This window comes from Halomicrococcus gelatinilyticus (genome assembly GCA_024227995.1).
Taxonomy (GTDB): domain Archaea; phylum Halobacteriota; class Halobacteria; order Halobacteriales; family Haladaptataceae; genus Halomicrococcus; species Halomicrococcus gelatinilyticus.
Genome location: CP100465.1, coordinates 709406 through 736219, shown reverse-complemented (window position 1 = coordinate 736219; position 26814 = coordinate 709406). Strand labels below are relative to the sequence as shown.

At 67.7% G+C, this 26814-nt stretch carries 28 protein-coding genes; 21 read left to right on the top strand and 7 right to left on the bottom strand.

What is annotated here, in order from left to right; translation table 11 throughout:
• Nucleotides 1-82 precede the first annotated feature (82 nt).
• Nucleotides 83-217 carry a hypothetical protein gene (locus tag NKT36_RS03960; RefSeq protein ID WP_327052654.1) on the top strand — a complete coding sequence of 45 codons (135 nt, stop codon included), beginning with the start codon at nt 83-85 and terminating at the stop codon, nt 215-217.
• A gap of 1 nt (nt 218) precedes the next feature.
• Here the strand turns inward: NKT36_RS03960 and NKT36_RS03955 are convergent, their stop codons facing one another.
• Complete coding sequence (locus NKT36_RS03955; protein WP_327052653.1) at nt 219-2306, bottom strand: hypothetical protein; 2088 nt, start codon at nt 2304-2306, stop codon at nt 219-221.
• Nucleotides 2307-2408: 102 nt separating this feature from the next.
• Between NKT36_RS03955 and glyA the strand changes: the two genes are divergently transcribed.
• Both glyA and trmB read left to right on the top strand, forming a co-directional pair.
• Nucleotides 2409-3656: a serine hydroxymethyltransferase gene (gene glyA / locus NKT36_RS03950; protein ID WP_327052652.1), complete on the top strand. Its 1248-nt coding sequence runs from the start codon at nt 2409-2411 to the stop codon at nt 3654-3656.
• Nucleotides 3657-3783: 127 nt separating this feature from the next.
• On the top strand, nt 3784-4842 hold the full coding sequence (gene trmB / locus NKT36_RS03945; RefSeq protein WP_327052651.1) for an HTH-type sugar sensing transcriptional regulator TrmB: 1059 nt from the start codon (nt 3784-3786) through the stop codon (nt 4840-4842).
• On the opposite strand, the gene NKT36_RS03940 is transcribed toward trmB, so the two are convergent.
• Nucleotides 4839-5717 carry a hypothetical protein gene (locus tag NKT36_RS03940; protein WP_327052650.1) on the bottom strand — a complete coding sequence of 293 codons (879 nt, stop codon included), beginning with the start codon at nt 5715-5717 and terminating at the stop codon, nt 4839-4841. The genes trmB and NKT36_RS03940 overlap by 4 nt on opposite strands.
• 194 nt (nt 5718-5911) lie before the next feature.
• Here NKT36_RS03940 and NKT36_RS03935 point away from each other — a divergent pair, with 194 nt between their 5' ends.
• The 3 genes from NKT36_RS03935 (at nt 5912) to sucD (ending at nt 8708) form a co-directional block, all read left to right on the top strand.
• Complete coding sequence (locus NKT36_RS03935) at nt 5912-6631, top strand: TVP38/TMEM64 family protein (protein WP_327052649.1); 720 nt, start codon at nt 5912-5914, stop codon at nt 6629-6631.
• Nucleotides 6632-6696: 65 nt separating this feature from the next.
• Complete coding sequence (sucC, locus tag NKT36_RS03930; protein WP_327052648.1) at nt 6697-7842, top strand: ADP-forming succinate--CoA ligase subunit beta; 1146 nt, start codon at nt 6697-6699, stop codon at nt 7840-7842.
• Complete coding sequence (sucD, locus tag NKT36_RS03925) at nt 7839-8708, top strand: succinate--CoA ligase subunit alpha (RefSeq protein WP_327052647.1); 870 nt, start codon at nt 7839-7841, stop codon at nt 8706-8708. Before sucC ends, sucD begins: the two co-directional genes overlap by 4 nt.
• 51 nt (nt 8709-8759) lie before the next feature.
• Here sucD and NKT36_RS03920 read toward each other — a convergent pair whose 3' ends face one another.
• Nucleotides 8760-9266: a macro domain-containing protein gene (locus tag NKT36_RS03920; protein WP_327052646.1), complete on the bottom strand. Its 507-nt coding sequence runs from the start codon at nt 9264-9266 to the stop codon at nt 8760-8762.
• Nucleotides 9267-9349: 83 nt separating this feature from the next.
• Here NKT36_RS03920 and NKT36_RS03915 point away from each other — a divergent pair, with 83 nt between their 5' ends.
• The 9 genes from NKT36_RS03915 to NKT36_RS03875 all read left to right on the top strand — a co-directional run bounded on the left by NKT36_RS03915 (nt 9350) and on the right by NKT36_RS03875 (nt 17880).
• On the top strand, nt 9350-9742 hold the full coding sequence (locus NKT36_RS03915; RefSeq protein WP_327052645.1) for a DUF5820 family protein: 393 nt from the start codon (nt 9350-9352) through the stop codon (nt 9740-9742).
• Nucleotides 9743-9803: 61 nt separating this feature from the next.
• Nucleotides 9804-10253, top strand: a complete 450-nt coding sequence (locus tag NKT36_RS03910) for a UPF0179 family protein (RefSeq protein WP_327052644.1) — start codon at nt 9804-9806, stop codon at nt 10251-10253.
• Nucleotides 10254-10816: 563 nt separating this feature from the next.
• A complete protein-coding gene (locus NKT36_RS03905) occupies nt 10817-12265 on the top strand; it encodes an extracellular solute-binding protein (RefSeq protein ID WP_407652200.1) in 1449 nt (482 codons plus the stop codon).
• A 2-nt stretch (nt 12266-12267) separates the two neighbouring features.
• The gene (locus tag NKT36_RS03900; RefSeq protein ID WP_327052642.1) at nt 12268-13254 is read left to right on the top strand and encodes a carbohydrate ABC transporter permease; all 987 of its coding nucleotides are present in this window, start codon (nt 12268-12270) and stop codon (nt 13252-13254) included.
• A 1-nt stretch (nt 13255) separates the two neighbouring features.
• Nucleotides 13256-14170, top strand: a complete 915-nt coding sequence (locus tag NKT36_RS03895) for a carbohydrate ABC transporter permease (protein WP_327052641.1) — start codon at nt 13256-13258, stop codon at nt 14168-14170.
• Nucleotides 14171-14176: 6 nt separating this feature from the next.
• Nucleotides 14177-15373: an ABC transporter ATP-binding protein gene (locus NKT36_RS03890; protein ID WP_327052640.1), complete on the top strand. Its 1197-nt coding sequence runs from the start codon at nt 14177-14179 to the stop codon at nt 15371-15373.
• Nucleotide 15374: 1 nt separating this feature from the next.
• Complete coding sequence (locus tag NKT36_RS03885) at nt 15375-15578, top strand: hypothetical protein (protein WP_327052639.1); 204 nt, start codon at nt 15375-15377, stop codon at nt 15576-15578.
• 189 nt (nt 15579-15767) lie between these two features.
• A complete protein-coding gene (locus tag NKT36_RS03880) occupies nt 15768-16835 on the top strand; it encodes a Gfo/Idh/MocA family protein (RefSeq protein WP_327052638.1) in 1068 nt (355 codons plus the stop codon).
• A 73-nt stretch (nt 16836-16908) separates the two neighbouring features.
• Nucleotides 16909-17880, top strand: a complete 972-nt coding sequence (locus NKT36_RS03875) for a sugar phosphate isomerase/epimerase family protein (protein WP_327052637.1) — start codon at nt 16909-16911, stop codon at nt 17878-17880.
• Here NKT36_RS03875 and NKT36_RS03870 read toward each other — a convergent pair whose 3' ends face one another.
• Nucleotides 17881-18345, bottom strand: a complete 465-nt coding sequence (locus tag NKT36_RS03870; RefSeq protein WP_327052636.1) for an NUDIX domain-containing protein — start codon at nt 18343-18345, stop codon at nt 17881-17883.
• 83 nt (nt 18346-18428) lie between these two features.
• On the opposite strand from NKT36_RS03870, the gene priS reads away from it, so the two are divergent.
• The 5 genes from priS (at nt 18429) to NKT36_RS03845 (ending at nt 24185) form a co-directional block, all read left to right on the top strand.
• On the top strand, nt 18429-19604 hold the full coding sequence (priS, locus tag NKT36_RS03865) for a DNA primase small subunit PriS (RefSeq protein WP_327052635.1): 1176 nt from the start codon (nt 18429-18431) through the stop codon (nt 19602-19604).
• Nucleotides 19601-20407: a DNA replication complex subunit Gins51 gene (locus tag NKT36_RS03860; protein WP_327052634.1), complete on the top strand. Its 807-nt coding sequence runs from the start codon at nt 19601-19603 to the stop codon at nt 20405-20407. Before priS ends, NKT36_RS03860 begins: the two co-directional genes overlap by 4 nt.
• Nucleotides 20408-20500: 93 nt before the next feature.
• The gene (locus tag NKT36_RS03855) at nt 20501-21532 is read left to right on the top strand and encodes a sodium:calcium antiporter (RefSeq protein ID WP_327052633.1); all 1032 of its coding nucleotides are present in this window, start codon (nt 20501-20503) and stop codon (nt 21530-21532) included.
• A gap of 393 nt (nt 21533-21925) precedes the next feature.
• A complete protein-coding gene (locus NKT36_RS03850) occupies nt 21926-22243 on the top strand; it encodes an RPA12/RPB9/RPC11 RNA polymerase family protein (RefSeq protein WP_327052632.1) in 318 nt (105 codons plus the stop codon).
• 484 nt (nt 22244-22727) lie between these two features.
• Nucleotides 22728-24185, top strand: a complete 1458-nt coding sequence (locus NKT36_RS03845; RefSeq protein WP_327052631.1) for an RtcB family protein — start codon at nt 22728-22730, stop codon at nt 24183-24185.
• On the opposite strand, the gene NKT36_RS03840 is transcribed toward NKT36_RS03845, so the two are convergent.
• Nucleotides 24182-24487: a hypothetical protein gene (locus NKT36_RS03840; RefSeq protein WP_327052630.1), complete on the bottom strand. Its 306-nt coding sequence runs from the start codon at nt 24485-24487 to the stop codon at nt 24182-24184. The genes NKT36_RS03845 and NKT36_RS03840 overlap by 4 nt on opposite strands.
• A 96-nt stretch (nt 24488-24583) precedes the next feature.
• On the opposite strand from NKT36_RS03840, the gene NKT36_RS03835 reads away from it, so the two are divergent.
• Nucleotides 24584-25435, top strand: coding sequence for a translation initiation factor eIF-2B (locus NKT36_RS03835; protein ID WP_327052629.1), 852 nt, complete (start codon nt 24584-24586; stop codon nt 25433-25435).
• Between the two features lies 1 nt (nt 25436).
• On the opposite strand, the gene NKT36_RS03830 is transcribed toward NKT36_RS03835, so the two are convergent.
• Nucleotides 25437-26003 carry a cysteine hydrolase family protein gene (locus tag NKT36_RS03830; RefSeq protein WP_327052628.1) on the bottom strand — a complete coding sequence of 189 codons (567 nt, stop codon included), beginning with the start codon at nt 26001-26003 and terminating at the stop codon, nt 25437-25439.
• Nucleotides 26000-26794 carry a YqcI/YcgG family protein gene (locus tag NKT36_RS03825; protein WP_327052627.1) on the bottom strand — a complete coding sequence of 265 codons (795 nt, stop codon included), beginning with the start codon at nt 26792-26794 and terminating at the stop codon, nt 26000-26002. The genes NKT36_RS03830 and NKT36_RS03825 overlap by 4 nt, the downstream gene beginning before the upstream one ends.
• Nucleotides 26795-26814 lie beyond the last annotated feature (20 nt).

The window sequence follows — 26814 nt, the reverse complement described above, 5'->3', positions numbered from 1 at the left end:
GGAAGTAACGTCTTCTTACCAATTATATTCGAGTGAACGGTCCACAACAATGAAGTGTAGGTGTGGTGTATAGAAACCTGCCATGCGAGACAAACTCGGCGAATGGCTATCGCGTAGCCCGAAAGCAACGAACCTGGCGTTCGCGCTGGCGCTCGGATGCACCTTCGCAGCCAGCATCGGAACGAACGCGCTCGCCGGTCCCGCAATCGGCCCCTGAGTCAGGCAGTCAGCCTGAACTCGTCGGACCAGTACAGTTCCCCATCGTATATTATCGGCATCTCGGCATGATCCAGTAGTGCCATCAGTTCGGTCTCGTCGAGCGTGAAGTCGGCGCTGTCGCCGTAGATGTACAGCTCGTCGTTCTCCTCCAGGAACGGCTGGTACCCGCTCCCGACCATCCGGACGACGGTCGGGTTGTACGTGATGGTGTACTTCCCGTCCTCGTCGGCGAGTTCGGTGACGATGGGGAGCGTGATGTCCGACTGGGCGAGCTGGTGAGTTCCGTCGCCGACCACGGCGTAGTCCTTCCCGGTCCTGATCCGCCGCCGGGCGAACTGCATGGCGTCCTGGATGCTGAAGCCGTTCACCAGCAGTCGCGCGAAGGAGACGCCGACCTTCGCAGCCTGCTTGTTCAGCACCTTGTTGAACGTGACCGCGCCCGCCACGCTCCCCTTCTCGACGAGGTCCATCCCCTCGTAGTACGACCCGCAGGCGTTCAGGAAGAACGTCTGGACGTTGCTCTCCCGGATGTCCGCCATCTTCAGGTTGCCGTCGGTGCACCGGAGGCCGTCCTGCTCGCAGTGGCCGATGTAGTGGACGAAGTCCCGGGGCGTCTCGAACACGGTCGCGAGCTCGTGTCGCCGGAGCCGCTCGCGCACCGTCACGTCCATCGGCAGGTCCTCGGCCCTGTCGCGGTAGATGTCGGCCACCGTCTCGTGCTCCGTCCCCATCTCGTCGTCGTTCAGCACCAGCGTCACCTCGATGTCGTCGCCGTCCCTGTCGAGGTAGTCGAACCGGTTCTCGTACGCGCTCGGCTCGATCTTGAACACGTCGATGGGGACGTCGTCGGCGAGCCAGCCGTGCACCCGGCCGCGGTGGAGCTCGGGTTTCACGCGGTCAACCGAGGTCACCGAGCCGACCTCCGTGCCGCGATAGGTCGGGGCTGCCGGCGGCGACGGACGCCGACCGCCGCGGTAGAAGTCGTTCAGCGACTCGTCGAGGAGCTCGCTCCGGTCCAGGTCCGACGTCTCGGGCATGTAGACCAGCGAGAGGTTCGAGAGGAGGTAGGGGAGCGGCGAGACGTTCTCCACGACCGGCTCGACGTACGTGGAGAGGTGCCAGTCGGGGAGGTCGGCGTCGATGCGGTCGAACGGCGCCAGCATGTACGTGACGAGCTGTTCGGCCGGCGACGCCGCGTAGGTCTCGTCGGCGTCGATCTCGACCTCGTCGAGCAGCGGCTGCTCTGCGAGGTCCCACCGGTGGGGGCCGGCGTTCCGGACCAGGCAGTCGAGGAAGAACACCCGCCTGAGCACGTCGGCGACCTCGTGCTGGAACGACGGCTGGGGGCTGAACGAGTAGGTGTAGTTGACCGCCGGCGCACGCAACTCCGGAGCGTCGCGGCGCTCGGCCTTCACGTCCGCCTGCAGGTAGTAGGCCAGCGGCGCGGCCACGAACAGGGAGTCGAAGTCGTCCGGGACGAGCAGTTCGATGCCGACGCTCTCCTTCTCCTCGCGCACCGCGGCCGGCACTTCGAGGCCGTCCCCGACGGATATCCGCGGCGGGTGGCCGCGGAGCGTCGGGAACGACCGGTCCGGGCCGGTCGTCTTGTGCGAGGACGAGACGTAGGTGAGCGCCGTCGCCAGGCCGCGCGGAGAAGGTGGAATCTCGATGGTGTCGACCGGCTCCTCGTGGTGGCTGCGGAAGCCGAGCGTCACCCGGGTCCGTTCCGGAAAGGAGAGGATCAGCTCGCCGAAGTCCTCGGTCTTGCCGACGGTCGCTCGACCGGAGAAGCGGACGTACGTCTTGACGTTGCCGTGGACGTTGACCAGGTAGTCGCCGCCGGGCAGCGAGAGGGTCCCGGTGTCGCTACCGTGCTCGTACCGCTCCCCGGTCGCCAGGTCGGTCACCGTCGCGTAGCAGGGGGGAAACCGGAGTTCGGAGGCGCGACCGGTCACGGTCTCGTCGATGGGTCGGTCGAGGTCGAGCGCGTCGCCGCCGGTCTGCCAGTCGGCCGCGCCGATGGAGATACCGGTTTTCGTCCTGTCGAACGCTCTAATCCCGCCCTCCGTTTTCTCCCACTGTATCATACCGCCAGTAAAACCGTTATCTCACCGATAACTTATATTTCTGTCGGGGTCAAACCCTCCCCGAAAGGTAAATTTATACGCTGCCGTGTTCCCCGTTGACTCATGAAGTACGACCGCGTGCAGGAAGCAGACCCCGACGTCGCGGCGGCGCTGGAGGCCGAGGTCGACCGCCAGCGCGACACGCTCGCGATGATCGCGAGCGAGAACTTCGCCAGCGAGGCCGTTCTCGAGGCGCAGGGGAGTGTGCTGACGAACAAGTACGCCGAGGGCTACCCCGGCGAGCGCTACTACGGCGGCTGCGAGAACGTCGACACCATCGAATCGCTCGCCATCGAGCGCGCCAAGGAGCTCTGGGGTGCCGACCACGTCAACGTCCAGCCCCACAGCGGGTCGCAGGCGAACATGGGGGTCTACCTCGCGGTCCTCGACCCCGGCGACAAGATCCTCTCGCTCGACCTGACCCACGGGGGTCACCTCAGTCACGGCCACGAGGTCAACTTCGCCGGACAGCTCTACGACGTCGAACACTACGAGGTCGACGCCGACTCCGGCCGCATCGACTACGACGCCCTCCGCGAGCAGGCGGAGGCGTTCGACCCCGACATCGTCGTGTCGGGCTACTCTGCCTACCCGCGGCAGGTCGAGTGGGAGCGCGTCCAGGCGGCGGCCGACGCCGCCGACGCCTACCACCTCGCCGACATCGCCCACATCACCGGTCTCGTCGCGGCGGGCGAGCACCCCTCGCCGGTCGGCATCGCGGACTTCGTCACGGGGTCGACGCACAAGACCATCCGCGCCGGCCGCGGCGGCATCATCATGTGCGACGAGGAGTACGCCGACGACGTCGACACCGCGGTCATCCCGGGAATGCAGGGCGGCCCGCTGCTGCACAACGTCGCCGGCAAGGCCGTCGGGTTCGAGGAGGCGCTCCAGCCGGAGTTCGAGGAGTACGCCGCCCAGACCGTCGAGAACGCGGCGGTCCTCGGCGAGCGACTCCAGGAGCACGGGTTCGAACTCGTCTCCGGCGGAACCGACACCCACCTCGTGCTCGTCGACCTGCGCGGGTCCCACCCGGACGTGACGGGCAAGGAGGCCGAGCAGGCGCTCGAAGAGGTCGGTATCGTCCTGAACGCCAACACCGTCCCGAACGAGACGCGTTCGCCGTTCGTCGGCAGCGGTATCCGCGCCGGGACGCCGGCGCTCACCACGCGCGGGTTCGACGAAGACGACCTGCGCGAGGTCGCCGACCTCATCGCAGAGGTCGTCGACAACGTCGACGACGAAGACGTCAAGGCCGAAGCGGCCGAGCGCGTCCAGCAGCTCTGCGACGCCAACCCGCTCTACGAGTAACCCCGCTCCGTTCTTCGACCCTCTTCGCTGTGCTGTCGTTCCCGGTGGCCGAGTGCGCGCCGAAAGAATCACGCCCGGCGGAGTGAAACGGTGGGAGATAAGGTTCTCGATTTATTTGCCATTACTAATGACGTCCGACGACCTCTACCTGACACTCGAACGCGTCGGGGAGCGGTTCAATCTCGGCGAGTACGAGATCGACGCCTATCTCACCGTTCTCGAGCACGGCGAACTGACCGCGAGCGAGATCGCCGACCGGACCGACATCCCGCAGCCGCGGGTGTACGACACCGTCCGGAGTCTCAGCGACCGCGGCCTCGTCGAACTCCGCGAGTCGCGGCCGATGAAGGTCATCGCCATCGACCCCGAGGAGGCCTTCGAGAACGTCCAGTCGTCGCTCGAGGAGATGATAACCGGCCTCGAATCGCGGTACACGACGCCGGCGCGCGACACGGAGGCCGTCTCGCTGGTGAAGTCACGATCGACCATCCTCCGCTACCTGGAGGACGTCATCGAGTCCGCCGAGTACGAACTCGCCCTCTCGCTGACGCCGGACCTGCTGACCCGGTTCGAGGACACCCTGAGCGACGTCATCGACGCGGGGGTCAGCGTCGAACTCATCGTGACGCCGGCGTCCGAGGCACCCGACCCCGAGTCGTTCGACTACGAGGCCGTCGCCACGACCGCTCGCACCCGTCGCGGCATCACGACACCCGTCATCGCGGTCGCCGACGGCCGCTACTCGACGTACGCGACCCAGGACGCCCTCCGCGACGACCGCGACCGCTACGGCGTCATCTTCAACCGCTCCGCGCTGGGCTTCCTCGTCTCCGGCTTCTTCGGCACCGTCCTCTGGACGACGACCGAACGGACCCTCTTCGCCGACGGCGAGCGGCGGTCGTTCCCCCGACGGTACGCCTCCATCCGCCGGTGCGTCAAGGAGATACAGGGGATGGAGGGCGACTTCTACGCGAGCGTCGAGGGCCGCGACATCGAGACCGGCGAGTCGCGCATCGTGAAAGGCGAGGTCGTCGGCTTCTCGTTCGAGGCGGGCGAGCGCGTCGCCGGCATGAACGTCGAGACCGACTCGGGCGTCGTCACCGTCGGCGGCCAGGTCGCGGCCCTCGAGGACGTCGAGGCGCACGAGATCCGCGTCGGAACGGACGAACCCCCGGCGTTCGACTAGAACGGCCGGTCCAGACTGGTGCTCTTCTGCTCGCACTCGGGACACGCGAGCACCCGCTCCGGCGGTGCCACGGGGTTCGCGCCCGTCCCGCAGCAGTCGTCGGTCGTCGTCTCCGTCAGCGGGACGTCGCAGACCGGGCACCGCCGCAGGAACGTCCGTAGCGCCGACGCCGCCGGCACCCGGAGGTCGAGGGAGATACCCGCCTCGGCGAGCACGCGCACCGTCGCGACCTCCGCGGTCGCGACCGGACGCGGCACCCACCGCTCGGCGGCCGGGTCGCCACTGGCGAGGACGACCCACCGGCCGTCGTCGACGATCTCGACCGGCCCGGCGCGGGGCGCGACGTCCCGGATCGCGCCGCCGAGGTCGCCCTCGTGCACGACCGCCATCTCCTCGCGCCACCGCGCGCGGAATCCCTCGTCGAGGTGGAGCGCGTCGCCGACTGCGTGGAGGACGCCCGCGTCGAGCAGCGCGTCCGCGACTCGCTCGCCCGTCTCGGCGTCGGCCTCGTCCGCGAGCGTCCCCGTGTTGCCGGGGTCGTCCGGCCCGCCACCCGCCGCTCCCGTACCGCCACCCGCCGTCCTCGCACTGTCTCCCGCTGCGGGCCCGCCGTGGTCGAACCGGTCCCGGACGACGAGAACCGCCCGGACGAGTCGCGGCGCGAACCGCGGCGTGGCGGGGACCAGGTAGCCCCGGAGCGCGATGGTCACGCCGCCGGCGACCGCGAGCCCGACGGCGGCCAGCGCGCGGACGCGGCGTTTCGCGGGGAGCCACAGCGCGACGGCGACGCACCCGAGCGCGAGCAGCGCGGCGTTGACGACCGTGCACGGCCGACAGCGGTTCTCGCCCGTGTGTTCGGGGTCGCGGGGGAGCATGAGAGCCAGCTTCGACGCCGTCGCGCTTCAGGGTTCGGGTGGATTCCATCCAGTGGCCGCCCGTGTTCGTTCTCCGGTAGCGAGTGCGTAGATTAAACTGGGTTCGGTGAAATCCTGCCTCCATGAGTGTCACAGTGAAGGCAGTTACCCGTCCGCCCGGTCCCTTCGGACGGACCGACGGGAGCGCGTGAGCCGTGCGACCGTCGCGGAACCCGCTCGACGCGCTGCGGTCGCTGCACGTGTTCACCTCGGCGCGGAGCCGTCGGACCACGCTCGTTTACCTCCTGCTCGGGGCCGTCGCACTGCTCGGCGGGTCCGTGCTCGTCCACCGTCACCTGCCGGGGCTGTCGAACCCGGTCGTCCTCCAGCGGTACGTCCGTGGGTTCGGCGCGTTCGCGCCGGCGGCGTTCGTCGTCCTCCACGCGAGCCAGATAGTCATCGCCCCGATTCCGGGGCAGGTGCTGGCGTTCGCGGGCGGCTACCTCTTCGGCCCGGTGTACGGGACTCTCTACAGCGTGATGGGCGCGGCGCTGGGGAGCTACGTCGCGTTCTCGCTGTCGCGGCGGTTCGGCCGGCCGTACGTCGAACGGGTCATCGCCCCCGAGGTTCTCGACGAGTTCGACGCGGTGGTCGAGGAACGCGGCCTGTTCGCGCTGTTCGTCGTCTTCCTGTTCCCGGGGCTACCGGACGACGCCATCTGCTTCGCCGGCGGGCTCACGAAACTGGACGTCCGCAAGATGGTCGTCGCGTCAGTCACCGGACGACTGCCGGGGTTCATCGTCGTCACCGTGGCGGGGGCCCAGGTCGCGGCCGCGGCGTACGTCGAGGCGGGCGTCATCGTCGCCGTCCTGTTCGCGCTGTCGGGGGTCGGCTACCTGAAACGCGACGCCCTGCTCGCGTGGCTCGGTCCGTAGACGCGGTCGAAAAAGAGACCGGAACCGGCGGGATTTAAGCGGCGTGCGAACCCCCTTCCGACTGCATGAGACTGCACGAGTACCAGGCGAAGGAGGTGTTCTCCGACGCGGGGATCCCGACGCCCGACTCCACGCTCGCGGAGAGCGTAGAGGAGGTCGTCGACGCGGCGGAGGACATCGGTTATCCCGTCGCCGTGAAGGCGCAGGTACACGTCGGTGGCCGCGGCAAGGCCGGCGGTATCGAGCTCGTCGAGAGCCGTGAGGAAGCCGAGGAAGCCGCCGAGTCCATCCTCGGGATGGACCTCAAGGGCTACCACGTCGACCGCGTGCTGGTCGAGGCGGCCGTCGACTTCACGGACGAACTGTACGTCGGCGTGACGATGGACCGCGGCGAGGGCAAGCCCGTCGCGATGGTCTCCTCCAGGGGCGGCGTCAACATCGAGGAGGTCGCCGAGGAGGACCCCGACGCCATCGCGCGCGAGCACGTCGACCCCGCCTTCGGGATGCACCCCTACCAGGCCCGGAAGGCCGTCTACGACGCCGGCATCGACCCCGCCGTCGCCGGCGACGTCGCCAAGGTCCTTACCACCCTCTACGACCTCTGGGAGGACAAGGACGCCAGCGACGCCGAGATCAACCCGCTGATGGTCACCAGCGACGACGAGGTCGTCGCCGCGGACGCCGTCCTCAACGTCGACGACGACGCGCTGTTCCGCCACCCCGACCTCGAAGAGATGGAGGAGGAGGCCGCCGAGGACGACCTCGAGGCCAAGGCCAACGACTACGGCTTCGACTACGTCCGCCTCGACGGCAACGTCGGCATCATCGGCAACGGTGCCGGTCTCGTGATGACGACGCTCGACCTCGTCGACTACTACGGTGGCGCGCCCGCCAACTTCCTCGACATCGGCGGCGGCGCGAAGGCCGAGCGCGTGACGAACGCGCTGGACATGGTCTTCTCCGACGAGAACGTCGACGCCGTCGTCTTCAACATCTTCGGCGGCATCACGCGCGGCGACGAGGTGGCGCGCGGCATCAACGAGGCGCTGGAGTCCCTCGACGAGATTCCCAAGCCCGTCGTCGTCCGCCTCGCCGGCACCAACGCCGCCGAGGGCCGTGAGATCCTGAACACCGACCTCGTGCAGGTCGAGGAGACGCTGGAGGACGCCGTCCAGCGCACCGTGGAGAACGCGAAGGAGGTGGAAGCATGAGTGTACTCGTCGACGACGACACCCGGGTTATCGTGCAGGGAATCACCGGTGGGGAGGGCAAGTTCCACACCGAACAGATGATGGAGTACGGCACGAACATCGTGGCCGGCGCGGTGCCGGGCAAGGGCGGCCAGGAGGTCGCCGGCGTGCCCGTCTACGACACCGTCGAGCGCGCCGCTCGCGAGGAGGACGCCGACGCGTCCGTCGTGTTCGTCCCGCCCGCCTTCGCCGGCGACGCGCTGTTCGAGGCGCTCGACGCGCCGCTCGACCTCGTCGTCGCCATCACCGAGGGCATCCCGACCCAGGACATGAGCAAGGTGTACAAGCGCCTCTCGGAGGTCGACACCCGGCTCATCGGGCCGAACTGTCCCGGCATCATCACCCCCGGCGAGGCGAAGCTCGGCATCCTGCCCGGCAACATCTTCACGTCGGGGAACGTCGGCCTCGTCTCCCGCTCCGGAACGCTCACCTACCAGGTCGTCGACAACCTGACCGACCGCGGGCTCGGCCAGACGACCGCCATCGGCATCGGCGGCGACCCCATCATCGGCACCGACTTCATCGACGCCCTCTCGCTGTTCGAGGACGACCCCGACACCGAGGCGGTCGTCATGTGCGGCGAGATCGGCGGCGAGGACGAGGAGGAAGCCGCGGCGTACATCGACGAACACATGGACACGCCCGTCGCCGGCTTCATCGCGGGTCGCACCGCCCCGCCGGGCAAGCGCATGGGCCACGCCGGCGCCATCGTCTCCGGCAGCGGCACCGGCACCGCCGAGAGCAAGATCGACGCGCTCAACGACGCGGGCGTCCCCGTCGGCGACACCCCCGAGGAGGTCGCCGACAACATCGAGGACCTGCTGTAAGGTCTCGTTTCGACTCGACCCTTTTATCGTCGCGTCGACCGCTACGGCTCGCTACGCCTGTACCGCTGAGGCCACCCGCGCAATCGTCTCGTACTCCTCGTCGCTGTAGGCGATGAGGCGCACGTCGGACAGCGTTTCCGGCTCGTACCCCGCGACGGTCTCGCAGATGATGCGCGCGCCCGCCTCGAGGTCGAACCCCGCGACGCCGCAGCCGAGCGCCGGGAGCACCGCCGACGCCGCGCCGAGGTCGTCGGCGCGTTCGAGGGCGTTCCGGGTCGCGCCGCGGATGCTGTCGGCGGTCGCCTGCCCGTCGCCGTAGTGGGGCATCGCCGCCGCGTGGACGACGTGGTCGGCGTCGAGGTCGTAGGCGTCCGTCACCGCTACCCCGCCGAGGTCGACCGGCCCTTTCTCGGTCGCCTCCTCGTTGATCGGGCCGTTCGCGCCCCGCCGGAGCGCGCCCGCGACGCCGCTGCCCATCTGCAGGCTCGTGCCCGCCGCGTTCACGAGTACGTCCGCGCTCTGTGCCGCGATGTCGCCCTGGACCACTCGGAACTCCATGCGCGCGGGTTCGGCTTCGTTCGGCAAAGTTCTGGGGTCGGGAAACCGCACCCCTTACCCGCCTCCGACGCGAACGCTGGCGCATGTCGCTGTCCGACCTGCCGGAGTCGTGGACCGTCTGGAACGACGAACCCGAGGGGCGTCTGGTCCTCGCCTACCGGCCGGACGTGTTCGACACGAAGGCGTTCCCCGCGCCGTGTCTGCCGACCATCTCGCTGACGCGCGGGTCGCCGCGGCGCCCGCCGGGGGAGCGGTCGCCCGAGGCCGCGTGGTACGTCACGTTCTACCTCGAACCGGAGGTCACGCTGCCCGGCCAGCGGCGGTTCGAGACGCGCGACGCGGCCGTCGCGGGCGCGGTCGACCTCGCCAGCGAGTTCGCCGGGGGGACGGTAGACTACCGCGACGCCTACCAGGTTCCGCGCGAGGAGTACCTCGACCGCCTCGACGAGCTGACCGGGCGCGGCGCGGACGACTGAGCGCCCGCACGGTCCTCGCCTGAACGAGAGCCTTAACCGCCACGACGCCGTATCCGCGCTCATGTCGACCATCACGCTCGTCGGGAGTCGCCTCGCCGAGGTCGGGCAGGAGTTCGTCTACCAGGGCGAGGCCAGCGCTTGCGAGGGGTGTCCCTACCGGAACCAGTGTCTCAACCTCACGGAGGGGGTGAAGTACCAGGTCACGGACGTCCGCGAGGGTGCCCAGACCCTCCCCTGCGGCGTCCACGACGACGGCGTCACCGCCGTGGAGGTCGAGCCCGCGCCCCTCAGGGCGAACGTCGCCGCCCGGAACGCCTACGCCGGCAGCAAGTCGAAACTCGTCGGGTCCTGCCCCCACACCGGGTGTCCGAGCCACGAGTTCTGCGAGCCCGCCGGCGTCGACTTCGACGAGGAGTACCGCATCACCGAGGTGCTCGGCGACCCGCCACACGACTACTGCATGCTCGACCGCGACCTGACGCTCGTCGAGTTCGCACCGAGCGAGGAGTGACCCGCCGGACGACGGCGGTCCCGACGATCTGTTCCCGTTCCGCTGCTCTCGTTCCCGAGCGCAGCACGTACGAGCGGAGCGGTGGGGTAGCAGATGACGACTGCCGACCTGCTGAAACTGCACTGCCGTAGACTACTGCACTGCTGTAGAAATTCTACGCGTGCGCACGGGAACTGCCAGAGTGCCTGTGGTGGGTGGACTGTCCGGGGAGAGGGCATTCTGCCGGACGAGAGTGCGCGATCGATCTCACCGACGGCGTCGGGACGGATAGACTGACCGGGCGAGCGCCGTCGAACGCTGGACTCCGTCAGTGCCCCCGTGAACGCCCCTGGTTGCGTGGAGATGGAACGTATCACATAATCCAACCCGACATATTTCATGAGGCTGTCCGTGAACGAAACGGGCTCGTACTCGTCGCCGGGTGACGTGATTCTACCGCCGGTCCTTTCGCCATCGGATGACTTCTCGTCTGCGGCAAGAACCCCCAGTTGGTCGGGAAACTTACAATTTCCGTACTCAATCGTGCCAAAGTTATAAATGATTCGATTCCGTTCAATGGTGTCATGGTAGGGGCCAGGTCGCGTGAAGGTGTGTCACGCAGAAGCTTCGTGAAGGCCGTCGGAGCTTCGGGAGCGGCTGCGGGGCTAGCGGGATGTACGTCTCGCGGGCAGAGCGCCGACCCCAATACGGTCAAGTGGGCCGCGGACTCCGACGCTGCAGACAACGCGCAGGCTATCAACGACGCGTTGCACAGGGCCGGACTATCGAAGGACATCTCCGTCGAGGTGCTTGCAGGGTCCCGACAGACCGGAGTTCGTCAGTCCCAGTACCAGCGGTGGCTCTCGGCGAACCTCGAGGAGCCCGACCTGATGTTGATGGACAGCGGCTGGGCGCTCACCTTCATCGCCCGCCGCCAGGTGCTGAACCTCAGCGACGCCCTGCCACAGGACATGGTGAAGTCGGTGCGACAGAACTTCTTCGACGCCAGCGTCGCCACCGCAAAGTCGGGGACGGGAGACCTGTACGGCATCCCCGTGTTCGTGGACTTCCCGACGATGCAGTACCGAAAGGACCTCGTGAAGGAGGCCGGTTTCCAGCCCGAGAAGAACGACTGGGCGACGGAGTCGATGCACTGGAAGAAGTTCTCGAAGGTGACCAAGGAGGTCAAAGAGCAGAACGACGACGTCGCCTACGGGTTCAGCTTCCAGGGGGACCTCTACGCGGGGCTGTCCTGCTGTGACTTCAACGAGTTCATGACCTCGTGGGGCGGCGCGTACTTCGGCTCCCACGACAACCTGTTCGGCCCCATCGGCGAGCGTCCGGTTACCGTCGCCGAGAAGCCAGTCATCGACTCCGTCCGGATGATCCGGACGTTCATCCACGGGTCGAACGCGTCGAACACGCTGGACGGGTACGCCGGCGGCATATCGCCGCGAGCAGTGCTGTCGTGGACGGAGGAGCCGTCGCGAGCGCCGTTCACGAACGGGAACGTCGTCATGCACCGCAACTGGCCGTACTCCATCATCATCAACGGTGCCGAGGACGTGTTCGGGCGGGACCTCGGCGTGATGCCAATCCCGTACGGCGTCTCCCAGAAGGAGGCGGAGTACGAGGGGACTGGCGGTCCCGCCGCCGCGCTCGGCGGCTGGCACAACACCATCAATCCGAACTCGCCCAAGCGCGAGCAGTGCATCGAGGTGCTGCGCGCGATGATGCAGCCGTCCTTCCAGCTCGAGATGATGGGCGTCATCGGATGGACGCCACCACGTCCCAGCCTGTTGGAGTCCGAACAAGCGCGACAGGTCGATATCATCGGTCGGTACGTCGACCAGCTACGAGTAGCCGGCAAGAACGCGGTTCCCAGGCCCGTGACGGCGGTCTGGCCGCAGCAGTCGAACAAGATCGCACAGAGCGTTCACGCAGCCTACTCCGGGGACACGCCGCCGGAGAGGGCGATGAACACGTTGAAAGACCAGATCCGCCAGATCGAAAACTACAATGCTAACGAGTAACAATGGCAACTGAAAGCGAGTCAGGACTTACGCGGGAGAAGTCGGGCGTGTACGCCGGGACGGTCCGGTGGATGGAGAACCTGAGCGAGACGCAGTTCGCGTACCTCCTCCTGTTCCCTGCCCTGTTGCTGCTGGGCGTCATCGCGTTCTGGCCGCTCCTGCGAACGTTCCAGATGTCGCTGCACGCGGACAGCATCCGGGGTGCGGCGCAGATCGGCGAGTTCGTCGGCTTCAGCAACTACGTCGACCTGTTGACCGGGAAACTCGACGTGGTCGCCCTCCCACAGCCGTTTATCGACGTGAGCACGCCGTTCAAGAGCGCATTGTTCGTCACGTTCATCTTCACGATCGTGAGCGTGGCGCTCGAGACGCTCATCGGCTTCGGACAGGCGCTGGTGCTGGACCAGGACTTCCGGGGCCGGCGCTGGGTCCGGGTGGCTATCATCCTCCCGTGGGCGGTGCCCATCGTCATCCAGGGGATGATCTTCTACCTGCTGTTCCAGCCCGGCATCGGCTTCGGCGCCGACTTCGTCAACAACTGGCTGGGCTTCTCGCAGACGCCGCTGGTCAACAGCCCGGAAGCCCTGACGCTCATCATCGTCGCCGACGTCTGGAAGGCGACGGCGTTCATGGCCCTGCTCATCCTCGCGGGCCTCCAGAGCGTCGACCGGAGCCTCTACGACGTGGCGAAGGTCGCCGGCGCGTCGAAGTGGCAGCAGTTCAAGATGATCACGATGCCGATCATCCTCCCGACCGTGATGGTCGCGATGCTGTTCCGCACCGTCGCCGCGATGCGCATCTACGGCCTCATCGAGACGATGTCCGGCTGTACGACGGTGCCGTCGCTGTCCTGTCTCGTCGTCACGACGTTCAGCGTGCGCCGGTACGGGACGGCCGCGGCCGTCGCCTTCGTGACGGCGGCCATCATCGGAATCGTGGTGTCGGTGTACATCGTGAAGTTCCGCGGCTCCTCACAGGGGGAGTTCTGACATGGCGCAGGCAGACGAGAAGCGCGGGCGCATCCAGCAGTGGGCGAAAGACTCCATGGAGGACCCCGAGAGCACCTACCGGGGGATGTTCTACCTGGTGACGGTGTTCTTCCTCCTCACCACGCTGTTCCCGTTCTACTGGCTGCTGGTGCTGGCGCTCACGCCGAGCAACGCCATCGTCGACATGGGCCTGCTGCCGAAGGGGTTCAATCCCGGGGCCTTCGTCACGGTCTTCGAGCGCCTGCCGTTCCACGTCTACATGTTCAACAGCTTCGTGCTCGCGCTGTTGACGACGGCCATCGTGCTCGTGCTGGCAAGCCTGGCAGGCTACGTGTTCGGCCGCCTCGACTTCCCGGGCCGAGGGACGCTGATGCTGCTCGTCCTCATCATCTCGTACTTCCCGCCGGCGGCGTTCCTGCTGCCGCTGTTCCGGCTGTTCACCGGGAACATCGAGATATTCGGCCTCAACAGCCCGATGCTGTACAACACGCCCGGGGCGATGGTCCTGCCGTTCAGCGCGCTGTTCCTGCCCCTCTCCATCTTCATCCTGACGACGTTCTACAGCCAGATCCCGGACGGCCTGGAGGACGCCGCCCGGATCGAGGGGACGACGCGGCTCGGCGCGCTGTTCCGGGTCATCATCCCGCTGTCGGCGCCGGGCGTGGCGACGGCAGGCGTGCTCACATTTATCAACGTGTACAACGAGTTCTTCTTCTCGTTCCTGATGACCAACGGCGAGGCACAGAACTGGGCCCCGCTCGTCTGGGGCATCCTGGGCTACCAGGGTCAGTACGCGTCGTCGTACAACCTCATGGCGGCGGCGAGCATCGTGGGGGTGTTGCCCATCGCCATCCTCGTCGTCATCGCCCAGGAGAAGATCGTCAGCGGACTCACCGCGGGAGCGCTCAAGGAGTGATACACAATGGGTGAAGTCATACTCGAAGACGTCTCGAAACGATACCAGGACGTAACGGCAGTCGAAGACATGAACCTGCACATCGAGGACGGCGAGTTCGTCACGCTCGTCGGCCCCTCGGGCTGCGGGAAGTCGACCACGCTGGAGACCATCGCCGGTCTCACGAAACCCACAGAGGGGACGATAACCATCGCCGAACGGGAGGTGACCGACCTGCCGCCGAAGGACCGCGGGATAGCGATGGTGTTCCAGAACATCGCGCTGTTCCCGCACATGGACGTGTACGACAACATCAGCTTCGGCCTTCGCCTGCGCGACTACGAGACGGAGGAGGTCGACCGACGGGTCGAGCGCGCGGCCGAGATCGTCCAGCTGGAGGGGATGCTCGACCGGATGCCAGACGAGATGTCCGGCGGCCAGCGCCAGCGCGTCGCCATCGCGCGCGCCATCGTCCGGGAACCGGAGGTGTTCCTGATGGACGAGCCGCTGGCGAACCTCGACGCGAAGCTGCGCGTCCACATGCGGACGGAGCTCCAGCGACTCCACAAGGAACTCGACGCGACCATCGTCTACGTCACCCACGACCAGGCGGAGGCGATGACGATGTCGAGTCGCATCGCGGTCATCAACAAGGGCGAACTTCAGCAGTTCGCGCCGCCGCTCACGTGCTACAACGAGCCCGCCAACCTGTTCGTCGCGGGGTTCATCGGGTCGCCGAGCATGAACTTCGCCGAGGGCAACGTCGACGAGACCGGGCTGGCGACGCCGGACTACCACGTCAAGTTCGAACCAGGGAATCTTCCCGACGTCGCGCCGGGCGACACCCTGACGCTGGGGGTAAGACCCGAGGACGTCCACCTCCGCGAGGACGCCGACTCGATCGCCAACCCGACCGAGCCGATCGACGCCCGGACGGACGTGCTGGAACCGATGGGCGACGAGATATTCGTCTACCTCCTCACGGGCGAGCGGGAGCGGGCGGGCGGCGGCGGGATGGAGACCGAAGCGGAGGACGCCCACCAGTTGCTGATGAGCGTCGACCCGGACTCCGACGTCGACATCGACGAAGACGTCCAGGTCGTCCTCGACCGGGACCGCGTCCACCTGTTCGACACGGCGACGGGCGACGCCATCGCGCACACCCTCGAGTTCCCGGTGTCGGGGCCCGAGGCGACCGGGACGGAAGCGGAGGGGGACGACTGAGATGGTCACCGAGCTCGGCTGGCTCTACCTCGGCGCGGGGACCCTCCTCTTTTTCTTCTGGGCCTACGGCGTCGTCTCGTTCGTCCTCGACCTGAAGAACAAGATAATCCCTGGGGTGAGAGGGTTGCTGGCGGCCAGACGCGAGCAGCGCCAGCAGGAGGAGGCCGAGCGCGAGAAGGAAGAACAGAAACAGCAGCTTTACTGACGCGGACCGTCAGATGTAGTGACGTGACTCTCCGTCTCCCTCTCGATCGCGTCCGCGAACGGACGCGTCGCCGGACCGCCAGCCGTCATATGGACGTACTGTCAGGTAACGTCGCGATACATACCAGTCTCACGGACAGAGACCCCGGAACGGGAAAGAATAACCCTGCCGCACTGTTGAGCGGAGATAATGAGTTCCAGTGAGCCGGTCCGGGTCGGCATCGTCGGTCTGGGCAACATCGGCCACTACCACGCCGACCGGATCACCGACCTCCCGCACGAGATCGTCGGGGGCGTCGACATCAACCCCGACGCTCGCGCACGGTTCGCGGAGAAGTACGACACCCGCTCGTTCGAGAGCTACCAGGAGCTGTACGACTCCGACGTGGACGCCGTCATCGTCACGACGCCGAACAAGTTCCACGAGGAGTACGCCGTCGCGGCGCTCGACGCCGGACTCGACGTGCTGCTGGAGAAGCCCCTCGCGCACACCCTCGAGAGCGCCGAGCGCATCGCGGAGGCCAGCCGGAACGCCGACGGGTTCTGTATGGTCGGGTTCCACAACCGGTTCCGCAACCCCGTCGAGGTCATCAAGGGGTACCAGGAGGAGGGCCGGTTCGGCAAGACCCGCCACGTCGAGGCGAACTTCATCCGTCGGCGCGGCATTCCGGGACGGGGGTCGTGGTTCACCAACCGCGACGTCGCCGGCGGCGGCGCGCTCATCGACATCGGCGTCCACGCCATCGACCTCTCGCTGTACTTCCACGACTTCCCGGAGGTCGTCGAGGTCAGCGGTACCGTCCGTTCGCAGTTCGGCGGCCGCGAGGACTACACGTACCTCGAGATGTGGGGCGAGGACACCGAATCCGGGCGGTTCACCGTCGACGACTCCGTGACGGCGTTCGTGCGCTGCGCCGACGACAAGACCATCTCCCTGGAGGTCGCGTGGGCCGCCAACCGCGAACCGAACAAGCAGTACCACGTCCGGGGGACGGAGGCCGGCGCGCGCTTCGACAAGCGCGACGACTCGCTGACGCTCTACGAGACCAGCATGGTCGGCGCGGACCACTTCTCCGACAGCGAGGTCGCGACCCGGCAGGAGGACCCCCACAAGGCCGAACAGCGCGTCTTCTTCGAGGCGGTCCAGGAGGACGTCGCCCCCGGTCGGAACACCGTCGAGCAGTCGCTGTCCGTCCAGCGCGTCATCGACGCCATCTACCGCTCGTCCGAACAGGGCAGCGCGGTCAGACTGGACTAACCGCCAGACGGGGAACCACCCTGCACGAACGCGGCGCGAAAACGCTTTTCCCGAATCGGGTGGTGGGTCGCCCATGGACATCGGCGTTCTCACCGTTCCGCTGGGCGGCGAATCGCTGGACGACGCGCTCGCGTACCTCGACGGCATCGGCGTCGACGCCGTCGAACTCGGCTGCGGCGGCCACCCCGGCGACGACCACCTGCCGCGGTCGCAGTACCTGGACGACGACGAGGCCCAGAGCGACCTCCACGACCTGCTGGACGAGCACGACATGCGCATCTCCGCGCTGGCGACGCACAACAACCCGCTGCATCCCGACGACGACACCGCCGACGAAGCCGACGCGGAACTCCGCGAGGCCGTCCGGCTGGCCGACCAGCTCGACGTCGACGCCGTGACCTGCTTCTCGGGCCTGCCCGCCGGCGGTCCCGACGACGAGGTGCCGAACTGGATCACCGCGCCGTGGCCGGGCGAACACGCCGACGCGCTGGAGTACCAGTGGGAGGAGGTCGCGAAACCCTACTGGCGCGAGGTGGCCGAGCACGCCGACGACCACGGCGTCGACGTCGCCATCGAGATGCACCCGAACATGCTCGTCCACGAGCCCGCGGGCATGCTCGAACTCCGCGAAGCGGCGAACGAGCGCATCGGTGCGAACTTCGACCCCAGCCACCTCTACTGGCAGGGCATCGACGTGCCCGAGGCCATCCGCCTGCTCGGCGAACACGACGCCATCCACCACTTCCACGCCAAGGACACGAAGGTGTACGAGGCCAACGCCCGCTACAAGGGCGTGCTCGACACGACGCCGTACACCGACGAGGCGGACCGGTCGTGGCTGTTCCGCTCGGTCGGGTACGGCCACGGCGAGCAGCACTGGAAGGACGTCGTCAGCGCGCTCCGCATGGTCGATTACGACGGCGCGCTCTCCATCGAGCACGAGGACTCGCTGACGAGCTCTCGCGAGGGCCTGGAGAAGGCCGTCGAGGTGCTCCAGCGCGCCGTCTTCCGCACGACGCCCGGCGAGGCGTACTGGGCGGAGTAGTCACAGCCCGTCGAGCAGGGCCGCCGGGTACAGCGTCTCGTTTCCGTCGACGAACGCGTCGACGGGCTTCCACTCGCAGCGCATCTGTTCGTCCAGTTCGGGCTCGTAGGCCGGGAACGCGTCGCGTTCGTACGGCCAGGACGCCGCGACGACGACGTCGTACGTCCGCCAGAGCTCGTGATGCCGTCCGCCGTCGTGGGTGAACACCGACTCGTACGTCTCTCGGTAGGTCGCGTCGGCCAGCGACACGCCGAGTTCCTCCTCGAACTCCCGGCGGAGGGCGTCCGCGCTGTGCTCGCCGAACTCGACGCCGCCGCCGAGCGGACAGTAGAACGGCTCGCCACCGGCGTCCCGCTCGCGCGCGACGAGGAGTTCCGTCCCGTTCTCGCTCAGCGCCGGGTCGCGGTCGGTCCCGTTCCGCCGGACGACGCCGCGGGCGACGACGCGGACGAATTTGTCGGCCATGCGCGCAGTGAGACGGTGGCGGTCGAAAACAGCACCGAAGAAGATAGCGGGTTTTTAGAGGGGTGACTGCACAGACAATCACGATGGAGGAGCGAACGCGAGCGTATCTCCGCGGTCGGTTCAGCGACCACTATCGGCGGGTGGAGCCGTCGCTGCCGCCGGGCGCGGACGAGCGCGAGTGGGGGTACATCCCCTGGACGGCCGGCCCGGGGACGACGATGGTCCGGCACAACTCGCTGCTCGACCTCGGTGACCTGGGGGACTTCCTCCACCGCGAGCGACCGCGCCACGTCTACTTCTCGGCCGGTCGCTACGCGGACCCCGGCGCGGGGTCGATGGACGACAAGGAGTGGCAGCGCTCGGACCTCGTCTTCGACCTCGACGCCGACCACCTGCCCGGGGTCGAACCCGAGGCGGACTCCTACGCCGAGATGCTCGCGGCGTGCAAGGACGAACTGCTGGACCTGCTGGACCTGCTCGAACGCGACTTCGGGTTCGAGGACATGACGGTCGTGTTCTCCGGCGGGCGCGGGTACCACGTCCACGTCCGCGACGCGGGCGTCCAGCACCTCGACCGCGACCAGCGCCGCGAGGTGGTCGACTACGTCCGCGCGGCCGACCTCGACTTCGACGCGCTCGTCGAGACGGAGACGGTCGCCGGCATCGGCCTGAAGAACCCGACCGAGAAGCGCACGCTTCCGACCGACGGCGGGTGGGGGCGGCGGGTCCACGCTCACCTCGAAGCGTTCGTCGACGACCTGCTGGCGATGGGCGAGGACGACGCCCTGGAGCGCCTGCAGGAGTTCGACGGCATCGGCAGCGGGAAGGCGACGGGGGCGCTCACCGCGGCGGAGAACAACCGCCGCGAGATCGCGGCGGGCAACGTCGACGTCCACCCGGCGTTCTACCAGCTGGCGAAGATACTCGCCGAGGAGGTGTTCGCCGAGCAGACCGCCGCCGTGGACGAACCGGTGACGACCGACACCCACCGGCTCATCCGCCTGCCGGGGAGCCTCCACGGCGGCAGCGCGCTGGCCGTCACCCGGATTTCGCGGGACGAACTCGACCAGTTCGACCCGCTGGTCGACGCCGTCCCCGAGACGTTCGTCGGCCACGACGTGACGGTCGAACTGGACGAGCCGGTGACGGTCGAACTGCGCGGCGAAACTTTTACGCTCCCAGCCGATAACGTATCGGTCCCCGAATACGTAGCCAACTTCCTCATGGCTCGTGGCCGGGCCGAGAAGGGGAAAGAATGAACCTCGACGAACTCCGCAGCGTCCAGAGCAAGGAGCGCTCGAAGGACAGCTTACAGCACCTTCGGGAGTCCTTCTACGCGGACGTCGGCGAGTACATCTGCGACCTGCGCGAGGAGCGCGAGCGGGCCGCCGAACGGGCATCCGACCCGTTCGACTCGGAGGAGGTCAACCGACTCACCGACGAGATCAAGACCGCCGAGGAGGTCGTCGAGGCCATCTACGAACGCCGGGTCGGCAAGGTCGTCAAGCGCGCCAGCCTCGCGGCCGCAGACATGCCGGCCGACGAGGAGGGCCTGACGGCCGAGGAGCAGGAACTGTTCGCCGACCTCGTCGACCGCATCGAGTCGAACAAGTCGACGGTGCTCGACGTCCTTGCCGGCGAGACCGACGCAAGCGACGCCTCGTCGGGGGACGCCGCCGCCGAGTCGGCGACCGACACTTCGTCCGTCGACGACGCTCCGGCGAGCGACGCTGCCGACGGTTCGGCGCGCCCGAACGCCGAGGCGGCGGCCATCGCCAGTGACTCGGACGCGTCGCCTGCCGAGGCGGGAGACGAGGGGAGCGAGGCAGACGGGGCCGACGACGCGAACGGGACTGACGAGGCGGACGACGCGGACGACGTCGACGACGACCCGCTCGCGGGCCTGTCCGACCGGACGACGGTCCGGATAACCAGCGACGTGGGCGAGATACTCGGCGTCGACCAGCGGTCGTACGACCTCGCCGAGGAGGACGTCGTCACCCTCCCGGCCGCGAACGCGGAACCGCTCCTCGAGCGGGACGCCGCGGAGCGACTGGAGTAGCGCGGTCGGCAGAGGGGAACCGACCGCTCACCACGCCGGTCGCGCGGCCGTGTCAGCCTATTTTAAGATGACCGCGCGACAATGCGCCGGGAGATGCTGGCGCAACTCGCGTGGTACGTCGCACTGATGGTCGCCGCCACGGCCGTCGTCTGGAAGGGGAGCACCATGCTGGAGGGGGCCAGCGAGCGTCTCTCGGCGTACTACGGTCTACCCGCGGTCGTGCAGGGAGCCGTCGTCGTCGCGGTCGGGTCGAGCTTCCCGGAGCTGTCGAGCACGGTCATCTCGACGGTCGTCCACGGCGAGTTCAACCTCGGCGTGAGCGCCATCGTCGGGTCGGCCATCTTCAACCTGCTGGTCATCCCGGCGCTGTCGGGTATCTTCGCGGAGGGCGTCGACGCCGACCGGACGCTCGTCTACAAGGAGGCGCAGTTCTACATGATCGCCGTCTCCGTCATCGTCATCACGTTCGCGCTGGCGGTCATCTACAATCCGGCCGGGTCGGTCGCGGACGGCACCCGCCAACTGACCGGCATCGTCACGCGACCGCTGGCCATCATCCCGGTGGCGTTCTACGGCGTCTACGTCTTCACCCAGTACCAGGACACGATGGACTACGACGCCACCGAGGCCGCGAGCGACGCCGACCCGCTCCGCGACTGGGCGCGGCTGGCGGCCAGTCTCGCCCTCATCGCCGTCGCCGTCGAGGGGCTGATCAGGGCCGCACTCGGGTTCGGCGACTTCTTCGGCACGTCCGACTTCCTGTGGGGGCTGACCGTCCTCGCCGCGGGCACCAGCCTCCCGGACACCATCGTGAGCGTGCGCGCCGCGCGCGCCGACGAGGGCGTCACCAGCCTCGCGAACGTCCTCGGGAGCAACGTCTTCGACCTGCTGGTCGCGGTGCCGGCGGGCGTGCTCGTCGCCGGGCAGGCGGAGATCGACTTCGCCGTCGCCGTTCCGATGATGGGATTCCTGACGCTCGCGACCGTCATCGTCTTCGGGTTCCTGCGCACCGAACTCGAACTGTCGAAGGCCGAATCCTGGAGCCTGCTCGTCGTCTACTTCCTCTTCATCGCCTGGATGTTCCTGGAGACGTTCGACGTGACCAACGCCGTGCCCGGTGCGTGATGGAGTCCGTACTCCTTCGCAAGTCGTGACCATGGTCGCGAGAACGGTCCCCTACAGATTCGAGGCAATATAGCTCGCTGTGACTGTCCCGGAAGCCCCTAATCGCACGCCGACGGCGGACGACGCAAGCACCGCAACCGCCGGGGCGGTGAGGGGCGCAGCGAGCGCAGGAAGTCGAGCACTCGGGGCTTTCGAGGTCTCCGTCACCGCCGCGGCCTGTTGAAACTCTCACTCGGTGACAGTTTGACGAGGGCGTGCTAAACAACGGGCAAGATCAAACGTTGCCTGTTGCCTCTTCGACAACTCAGTACAGTTAGCATGAGCAGTTGCCTGAAATCCATGACGGACCGGAAGTTAACACATATATCCGACGACCGTGAATTCCTACTATAAATGCAGTTCTGTGACGAGTGTGGTTCGTTGATGCACACGGAGGGCGACACGTGGGTGTGTCGCTCCTGTGAGAACGAGGAGCCGCGGGACTCGCAAGCAGAAGCGGCGATGACGACCCAGGATGGACAGCGGGACGACGGGGCACCCGCCGTGGCCGACGCGACCCAGGGCTCCACCGAGACGATGCAGGAGCCCTGTCCGGCGGACGACTGCGACAGCGACCGGGCCGAATACGAGATGATGCCGAAGCCGGGCGGCTCCTACGAGGTTCGGCTGTTCACCTGCGTCGAGTGCGGCCACAAGTGGCGCGAGTCCTGACGGCGCAGCTCACGACCCCCGCCGCTTAACTACGCACCGACCGCCACATCAGACTCTCATCTCCCGGGGGTACTCGGTCTCAAGTGGAGCCACACGTCGACTCAAACCAACTCCCACAACGTTCTCGAGGCTCTCAACAACCTCTGTCAGAAGAGCCGTTGTTGGGATGTTCACTCTCCCGATCGTCGGTGCGGTAATCGTTGGAACACTCTCTCTCCAGAAACGGAACCGACGGCGGGGCAGTGTTCGGACTCCTCGGTGACCCGAAACACTCGATTCACAGGCTCAGTGAGCAGCTGGTTCAACGGCTCCGGCACGAAAGAAACGAAGCCGCCGTGCTGCATGGAACGGCTGTATCTTGCACGCCGGTGTTGTCAGCTGTTGAAGGTCTCCACAGAGCCACCGACCCCGAAATTGCTAGTCTCCCCCCTCACTCCTGACGTCGACCCGAAACGCCTTCGGGTTCGGCGTCGAACTCAGGCACATGGACACGTACACCGCCGGAGACATCACGCTGGAGAAGGTCGCGGAGTACGTCTGGGAGATCCCGCAGGAGGGCGGGATGAACGCCCCCGCGCGGGTGTTCGCCAGCGAGGCCCTCCTCGACGAGATATCGGAAGACAAGACGCTCCAGCAGTTGAAGAACGCGACGCACCTGCCGGGCGTCCAGAAGTACGGCGTCTGCATGCCGGACGGCCACCAGGGGTACGGCTTCCCGGTCGGCGGCGTGGCCGGTATCGACGCCGAGGACGGCTGCATCTCGCCGGGAGCGGTGGGGTACGACATCAACTGTGGCGTCCGAATGATGCGGACGAACCTCACCTACGACGACCTGCGGGGTCGCGAGGAGGAACTGGTCGACGGCCTGTTCGCCAACGTCCCCTCCGGACTCGGGGGCGGCGGCGTCGTCGAGCGCGGCGTCGACACCGTGAACGAGGTGCTCGACCGCGGGATGGCGTGGGCGCTCGACGAGGGGTACGCCACCGAGGCGGACCTCGCCCACTGCGAGGACGAGGGCGTCCGCGAGGAGAGCGACCCGAGCAAGGTGTCCCAGAAGGCCAAGGACCGCGGCAAGAACCAGCTCGGCAGCCTCGGCTCCGGGAACCACTTCCTCGAGGTCCAGCGCGTCACCGACGTCTACCGCGAGGACGTCGCCGACGCCTACGGCCTGGAGGCCGACCAGATCGTCGTCCTCATCCACTGCGGGAGCCGGGGACTCGGCCACCAGGTCTGCACCGACTACCTGCGGGACATCGAGAAGACCCACGGCGGCCTGCTGTCGAAGCTGCCGGACAGGGAACTCGCCGCCGCGCCCGCCGGCAGCCAGCTCGCGGAGGACTACTACGGCGCGATGGGCGCGGCCATCAACTTCGCGTGGGTGAACCGCCAGCTCGTGATGCACCGCACCCGCAAGGTGTTCGAGCGCGTCTTCGACCGCGACTGGCGCGACATGGAGATGGAGCTACTGTACGACGTCGCGCACAACATCGCGAAGAAGGAGACGCATCAAATCGACGGCGAGGAACGGGAGCTGTACGTCCACCGCAAGGGCGCGACGCGGGCGTTCCCGGCCGGCCACCCCGAGGTGCCGGGCGCGTACCTCGACGTCGGCCAGCCCATCATCATCCCCGGGAGCATGGGGGCCGGTAGCTACGTCCTCCGGGGGGGCGAGCGGTCGATGGACCTCAGCTTCGGGTCGACGGCGCACGGCGCCGGCCGCACCATGAGTCGCACGCAGGCGAAGAAGGACTACTGGGGCGGCGACGTCCAGGACGAACTGCGGGGCGAGCAGATATACGTGAAGGCACAGAGCGGCGCGACCGTCGCCGAGGAGGCACCCGGCGTCTACAAGGACGTCGACGAGGTGGTGCGGGTCTCCGACGCGCTCGGCATCGGCGACACGGTCGCCCGCACCTACCCCGTCTGCAACATCAAGGGTTAGCGCCTGAAATCGAAGTTCGGCGCGTCCTCCGGTCGCAGGGCGACCGGCGGGTCGAGTTCCTCGCCGTCCTCGAACTTCACGAAGTTGAGGTAGAAGACGCGCCCACAGCCCCCGCCGTCGGTCTCGCTCGCGCCGCAGACGATCTCGACGCCGTCGGCGTCCTCGAAGTCGTCGTACGCGCGTGCGTACTCCCACCCGTCGAGCGGGTCGGCGGTCACGGACTTGTCCGCCATGCTGGCCTCGCGTTCGAGGGTGACGATGGCCTCGCAGCGGGGACAGTAGTAGCGCACGGGAACGGTCATCGGTGGGAGTAGGCGCTCGGACGTCTTGAACCGGTCGGCGCGGTGGGTGCACCGGAACCCAGAAAAGCCATGTAGCCCGACGCGCACGGTTAGCGCATGATAGACGAGACCGTCGAGGAGATCAAGGAGATGCAGACGCACAGCTCCTCGACCGTCGCTGTCAAGGCCGCTCGCGCGCTGGAAGACCTGCTCGACCGGGAGCACGAGACGGTCGAGGAGTACGTGCGCGCCCTGGAGCGCAACTCCAACGTCCTCCGGCGCGCCAACCCGTCGCACGCCTCGCTGGCGACGACCCAGCGCGCCATCGTCCGGATGGTCGAGGAGGTGGACGCGGACTCGGTCGCGGCGGCAAAGGAACGGACGCAGGAGGCCATCGACGACGTGGTCGAACAGGTCGTGACGGCCAAGCGGCGCGCGGCCGACAACGCCGTCTCTCTGTTCGAGGACGGCATGACGTTCATGACCCACGACTACTCCTCCACCGTCCTGGAAGCCGTCGAGCAGGCCGTCGCCGACGGCTGCTACCTGGAGGCGTACGTCCTGGAGGCCCGCCCGCGGTACCTCGGTCGCAAGACCGCCCGCGTGCTCGGGGAGATGGACCAGGTCGACGTCCACCTCCTGATCGACAGCGCGGCCGGTCACTTCCTCCCGGAGTGCGACCGCGTGTTCACCGGCATGGACTGCATCGTCGACGAGACGCTGTACAACCGGGTCGGCACCTACCCGCTGGTCGCCACTGCCGACCACGCCGACGTCCCCGTCACGACCGTCGGGTCGAGCGCGAAGATCGTCGACGAGGGCTTCCGGTTCGAGAACGACTTCCGCTCCGTGAGCGAGGTCATCCGCGAACCCGCCGAAGGGTTCGCGGTCGAGAACCCGGCGTACGACGCGACGCCGACGGACCTCCTCGACCTGGTCGTGACCGACGAGGGAACCTGGGAGAACTGAGTCAGTCGAACGCAGCGAGGACCGCCTCGGCGACGGCGACGGCCGCGAACTCGCCGTCGAGGTGGGCCAGCGCCGCCCGGTGGTTCTCGGTCGGCGAGAGCGCGGTCCCGTCGGGCGCGGTGCGGTCGAACGTCGCCGTCGCGTCGGCGACGACGACGGGACTGAACCCCCTGTTCTCCGCCATCCGCGTCGTCGTCGAGACGCAGTGGTCGGTGGTGAGGCCGCAGACGACCAGCGTCCCGTACCCGCGGTCGCGCAGCCACTCCTCCAGGCCCGTGCCGACGAACGCCCCGTTCACCTGCTTCTCGAACACCGGTTCGTCGCCGGCGGGTGCGAGGTCGTCGACGAACGCGTAGCCCGGCCGGCCGGCGCGCAGCGGCGAATCGTCCTCCCGGGAGTCGTGGCGCACGTGGACGACCGGGCGGTCGTCGGCCCGCCACGCCGCGAGCAGGTCGGCCGCCCGCGCCTCCGCGTCAGGGTTGTTGCGCTCGCCCCACCGCGGGTCGTCGAACCCCCGCTGGAAGTCGACCAGCAGCAGGACGGTGTCGTCGGGAAGCGCGATGCTCATCGGCCGATGAGCATCGGCGCCCGCGGGTGGTCCCGCGTGACGGCCATCGGGCACTCGTCCGGCGCCTGCTCCTCGTCGGCGGAGAACAGGTACTGTGGCCATTCGCGGTCGCCCTCGACGCCCCAGTCGCCGAGGTCAGCGTGCGGACACGTGCCGTCGTACTCCTGGATGCGGTCCTGGATGACGTCGCGGGCGCGCTGGCCCGCCTCCGTGTCGGCCGTGATGCCCTCGAAGACGGTCCGGGGCTGGAACGTGATCTCCAGGCCAACCGGACAGTAGCGGCTCTGCCGCTGGTCGTAGAAGGGCGCGCGACACGTCGGGAACATGGGCTCGCCGCCGAAGGAGAACTCCCAGCGCTCGTCGTCCGGGTCGGTCGGGATGTCCTCGGGCCACGGTTCCGGGTCGTGGACGTGGAGGAACTGCAGGACGTGCCACAGCGCCTCGTGGTAGTCGGCCTCCGTGAACTCGCGCTCGGGCGGCCGGAAGAAGGTGACGAGCGGCGTCCGGCCGGGGTGGTCGCGGTAGACGTCGAGGTACTCCAGCAGCGTCTCGCCGAGCGCGACGAGCGACTCCTTCTCCGTCGTCGAGTCGCAGAACGTGTACAGCATCGAGCCGTCGCGTTCCGCGTCGGCCCCGAAGTAGCAGGGGAACGGCGACCCCTCGTGTTCGCCGACCAGCGCGTCGTGGAAGCTCTCGTAGTGGGCGACGGCCCAGTCGGGCAGCGCCCCGGCGTCGACCCGTCGCCGGACCGTCTCCCGGTCCAGCAGCGCGTGCAGCCCCGGTTCGTTCATGGCCGTGCGTCGGGACTACG

What these genes read in the sequence shown, in the direction of transcription:
- NKT36_RS03960 (WP_327052654.1), top strand. Translation starts at nt 83, where the DNA reads ATGCGAGACAAACTCGGCGAATGGCTATCGCGTAGCCCGAAAGCAACG.
- NKT36_RS03885 (WP_327052639.1), top strand. Translation starts at nt 15,375, where the DNA reads ATGGTCACCGAGCTCGGCTGGCTCTACCTCGGCGCGGGGACCCTCCTC.
- NKT36_RS03825 (WP_327052627.1), bottom strand. Translation starts at nt 26,794, where the DNA reads ATGAACGAACCGGGGCTGCACGCGCTGCTGGACCGGGAGACGGTCCGG.
- priS (WP_327052635.1), top strand. Translation starts at nt 18,429, where the DNA reads ATGGAGGAGCGAACGCGAGCGTATCTCCGCGGTCGGTTCAGCGACCAC.
- sucC (WP_327052648.1), top strand. Translation starts at nt 6,697, where the DNA reads ATGAGACTGCACGAGTACCAGGCGAAGGAGGTGTTCTCCGACGCGGGG.
- NKT36_RS03830 (WP_327052628.1), bottom strand. Translation starts at nt 26,003, where the DNA reads ATGAGCATCGCGCTTCCCGACGACACCGTCCTGCTGCTGGTCGACTTC.
- trmB (WP_327052651.1), top strand. Translation starts at nt 3,784, where the DNA reads ATGACGTCCGACGACCTCTACCTGACACTCGAACGCGTCGGGGAGCGG.
- NKT36_RS03920 (WP_327052646.1), bottom strand. Translation starts at nt 9,266, where the DNA reads ATGGAGTTCCGAGTGGTCCAGGGCGACATCGCGGCACAGAGCGCGGAC.
- NKT36_RS03880 (WP_327052638.1), top strand. Translation starts at nt 15,768, where the DNA reads ATGAGTTCCAGTGAGCCGGTCCGGGTCGGCATCGTCGGTCTGGGCAAC.
- glyA (WP_327052652.1), top strand. Translation starts at nt 2,409, where the DNA reads ATGAAGTACGACCGCGTGCAGGAAGCAGACCCCGACGTCGCGGCGGCG.
- sucD (WP_327052647.1), top strand. Translation starts at nt 7,839, where the DNA reads ATGAGTGTACTCGTCGACGACGACACCCGGGTTATCGTGCAGGGAATC.
- NKT36_RS03905 (WP_407652200.1), top strand. Translation starts at nt 10,817, where the DNA reads ATGGTAGGGGCCAGGTCGCGTGAAGGTGTGTCACGCAGAAGCTTCGTG.
- NKT36_RS03955 (WP_327052653.1), bottom strand. Translation starts at nt 2,306, where the DNA reads ATGATACAGTGGGAGAAAACGGAGGGCGGGATTAGAGCGTTCGACAGG.
- NKT36_RS03840 (WP_327052630.1), bottom strand. Translation starts at nt 24,487, where the DNA reads ATGACCGTTCCCGTGCGCTACTACTGTCCCCGCTGCGAGGCCATCGTC.
- NKT36_RS03900 (WP_327052642.1), top strand. Translation starts at nt 12,268, where the DNA reads ATGGCAACTGAAAGCGAGTCAGGACTTACGCGGGAGAAGTCGGGCGTG.
- NKT36_RS03870 (WP_327052636.1), bottom strand. Translation starts at nt 18,345, where the DNA reads ATGGCCGACAAATTCGTCCGCGTCGTCGCCCGCGGCGTCGTCCGGCGG.
- NKT36_RS03890 (WP_327052640.1), top strand. Translation starts at nt 14,177, where the DNA reads ATGGGTGAAGTCATACTCGAAGACGTCTCGAAACGATACCAGGACGTA.
- NKT36_RS03875 (WP_327052637.1), top strand. Translation starts at nt 16,909, where the DNA reads ATGGACATCGGCGTTCTCACCGTTCCGCTGGGCGGCGAATCGCTGGAC.
- NKT36_RS03835 (WP_327052629.1), top strand. Translation starts at nt 24,584, where the DNA reads ATGATAGACGAGACCGTCGAGGAGATCAAGGAGATGCAGACGCACAGC.
- NKT36_RS03845 (WP_327052631.1), top strand. Translation starts at nt 22,728, where the DNA reads ATGGACACGTACACCGCCGGAGACATCACGCTGGAGAAGGTCGCGGAG.
- NKT36_RS03850 (WP_327052632.1), top strand. Translation starts at nt 21,926, where the DNA reads ATGCAGTTCTGTGACGAGTGTGGTTCGTTGATGCACACGGAGGGCGAC.
- NKT36_RS03910 (WP_327052644.1), top strand. Translation starts at nt 9,804, where the DNA reads ATGTCGACCATCACGCTCGTCGGGAGTCGCCTCGCCGAGGTCGGGCAG.
- NKT36_RS03895 (WP_327052641.1), top strand. Translation starts at nt 13,256, where the DNA reads ATGGCGCAGGCAGACGAGAAGCGCGGGCGCATCCAGCAGTGGGCGAAA.
- NKT36_RS03940 (WP_327052650.1), bottom strand. Translation starts at nt 5,717, where the DNA reads ATGCTCCCCCGCGACCCCGAACACACGGGCGAGAACCGCTGTCGGCCG.
- NKT36_RS03855 (WP_327052633.1), top strand. Translation starts at nt 20,501, where the DNA reads ATGCTGGCGCAACTCGCGTGGTACGTCGCACTGATGGTCGCCGCCACG.
- NKT36_RS03860 (WP_327052634.1), top strand. Translation starts at nt 19,601, where the DNA reads ATGAACCTCGACGAACTCCGCAGCGTCCAGAGCAAGGAGCGCTCGAAG.
- NKT36_RS03915 (WP_327052645.1), top strand. Translation starts at nt 9,350, where the DNA reads ATGTCGCTGTCCGACCTGCCGGAGTCGTGGACCGTCTGGAACGACGAA.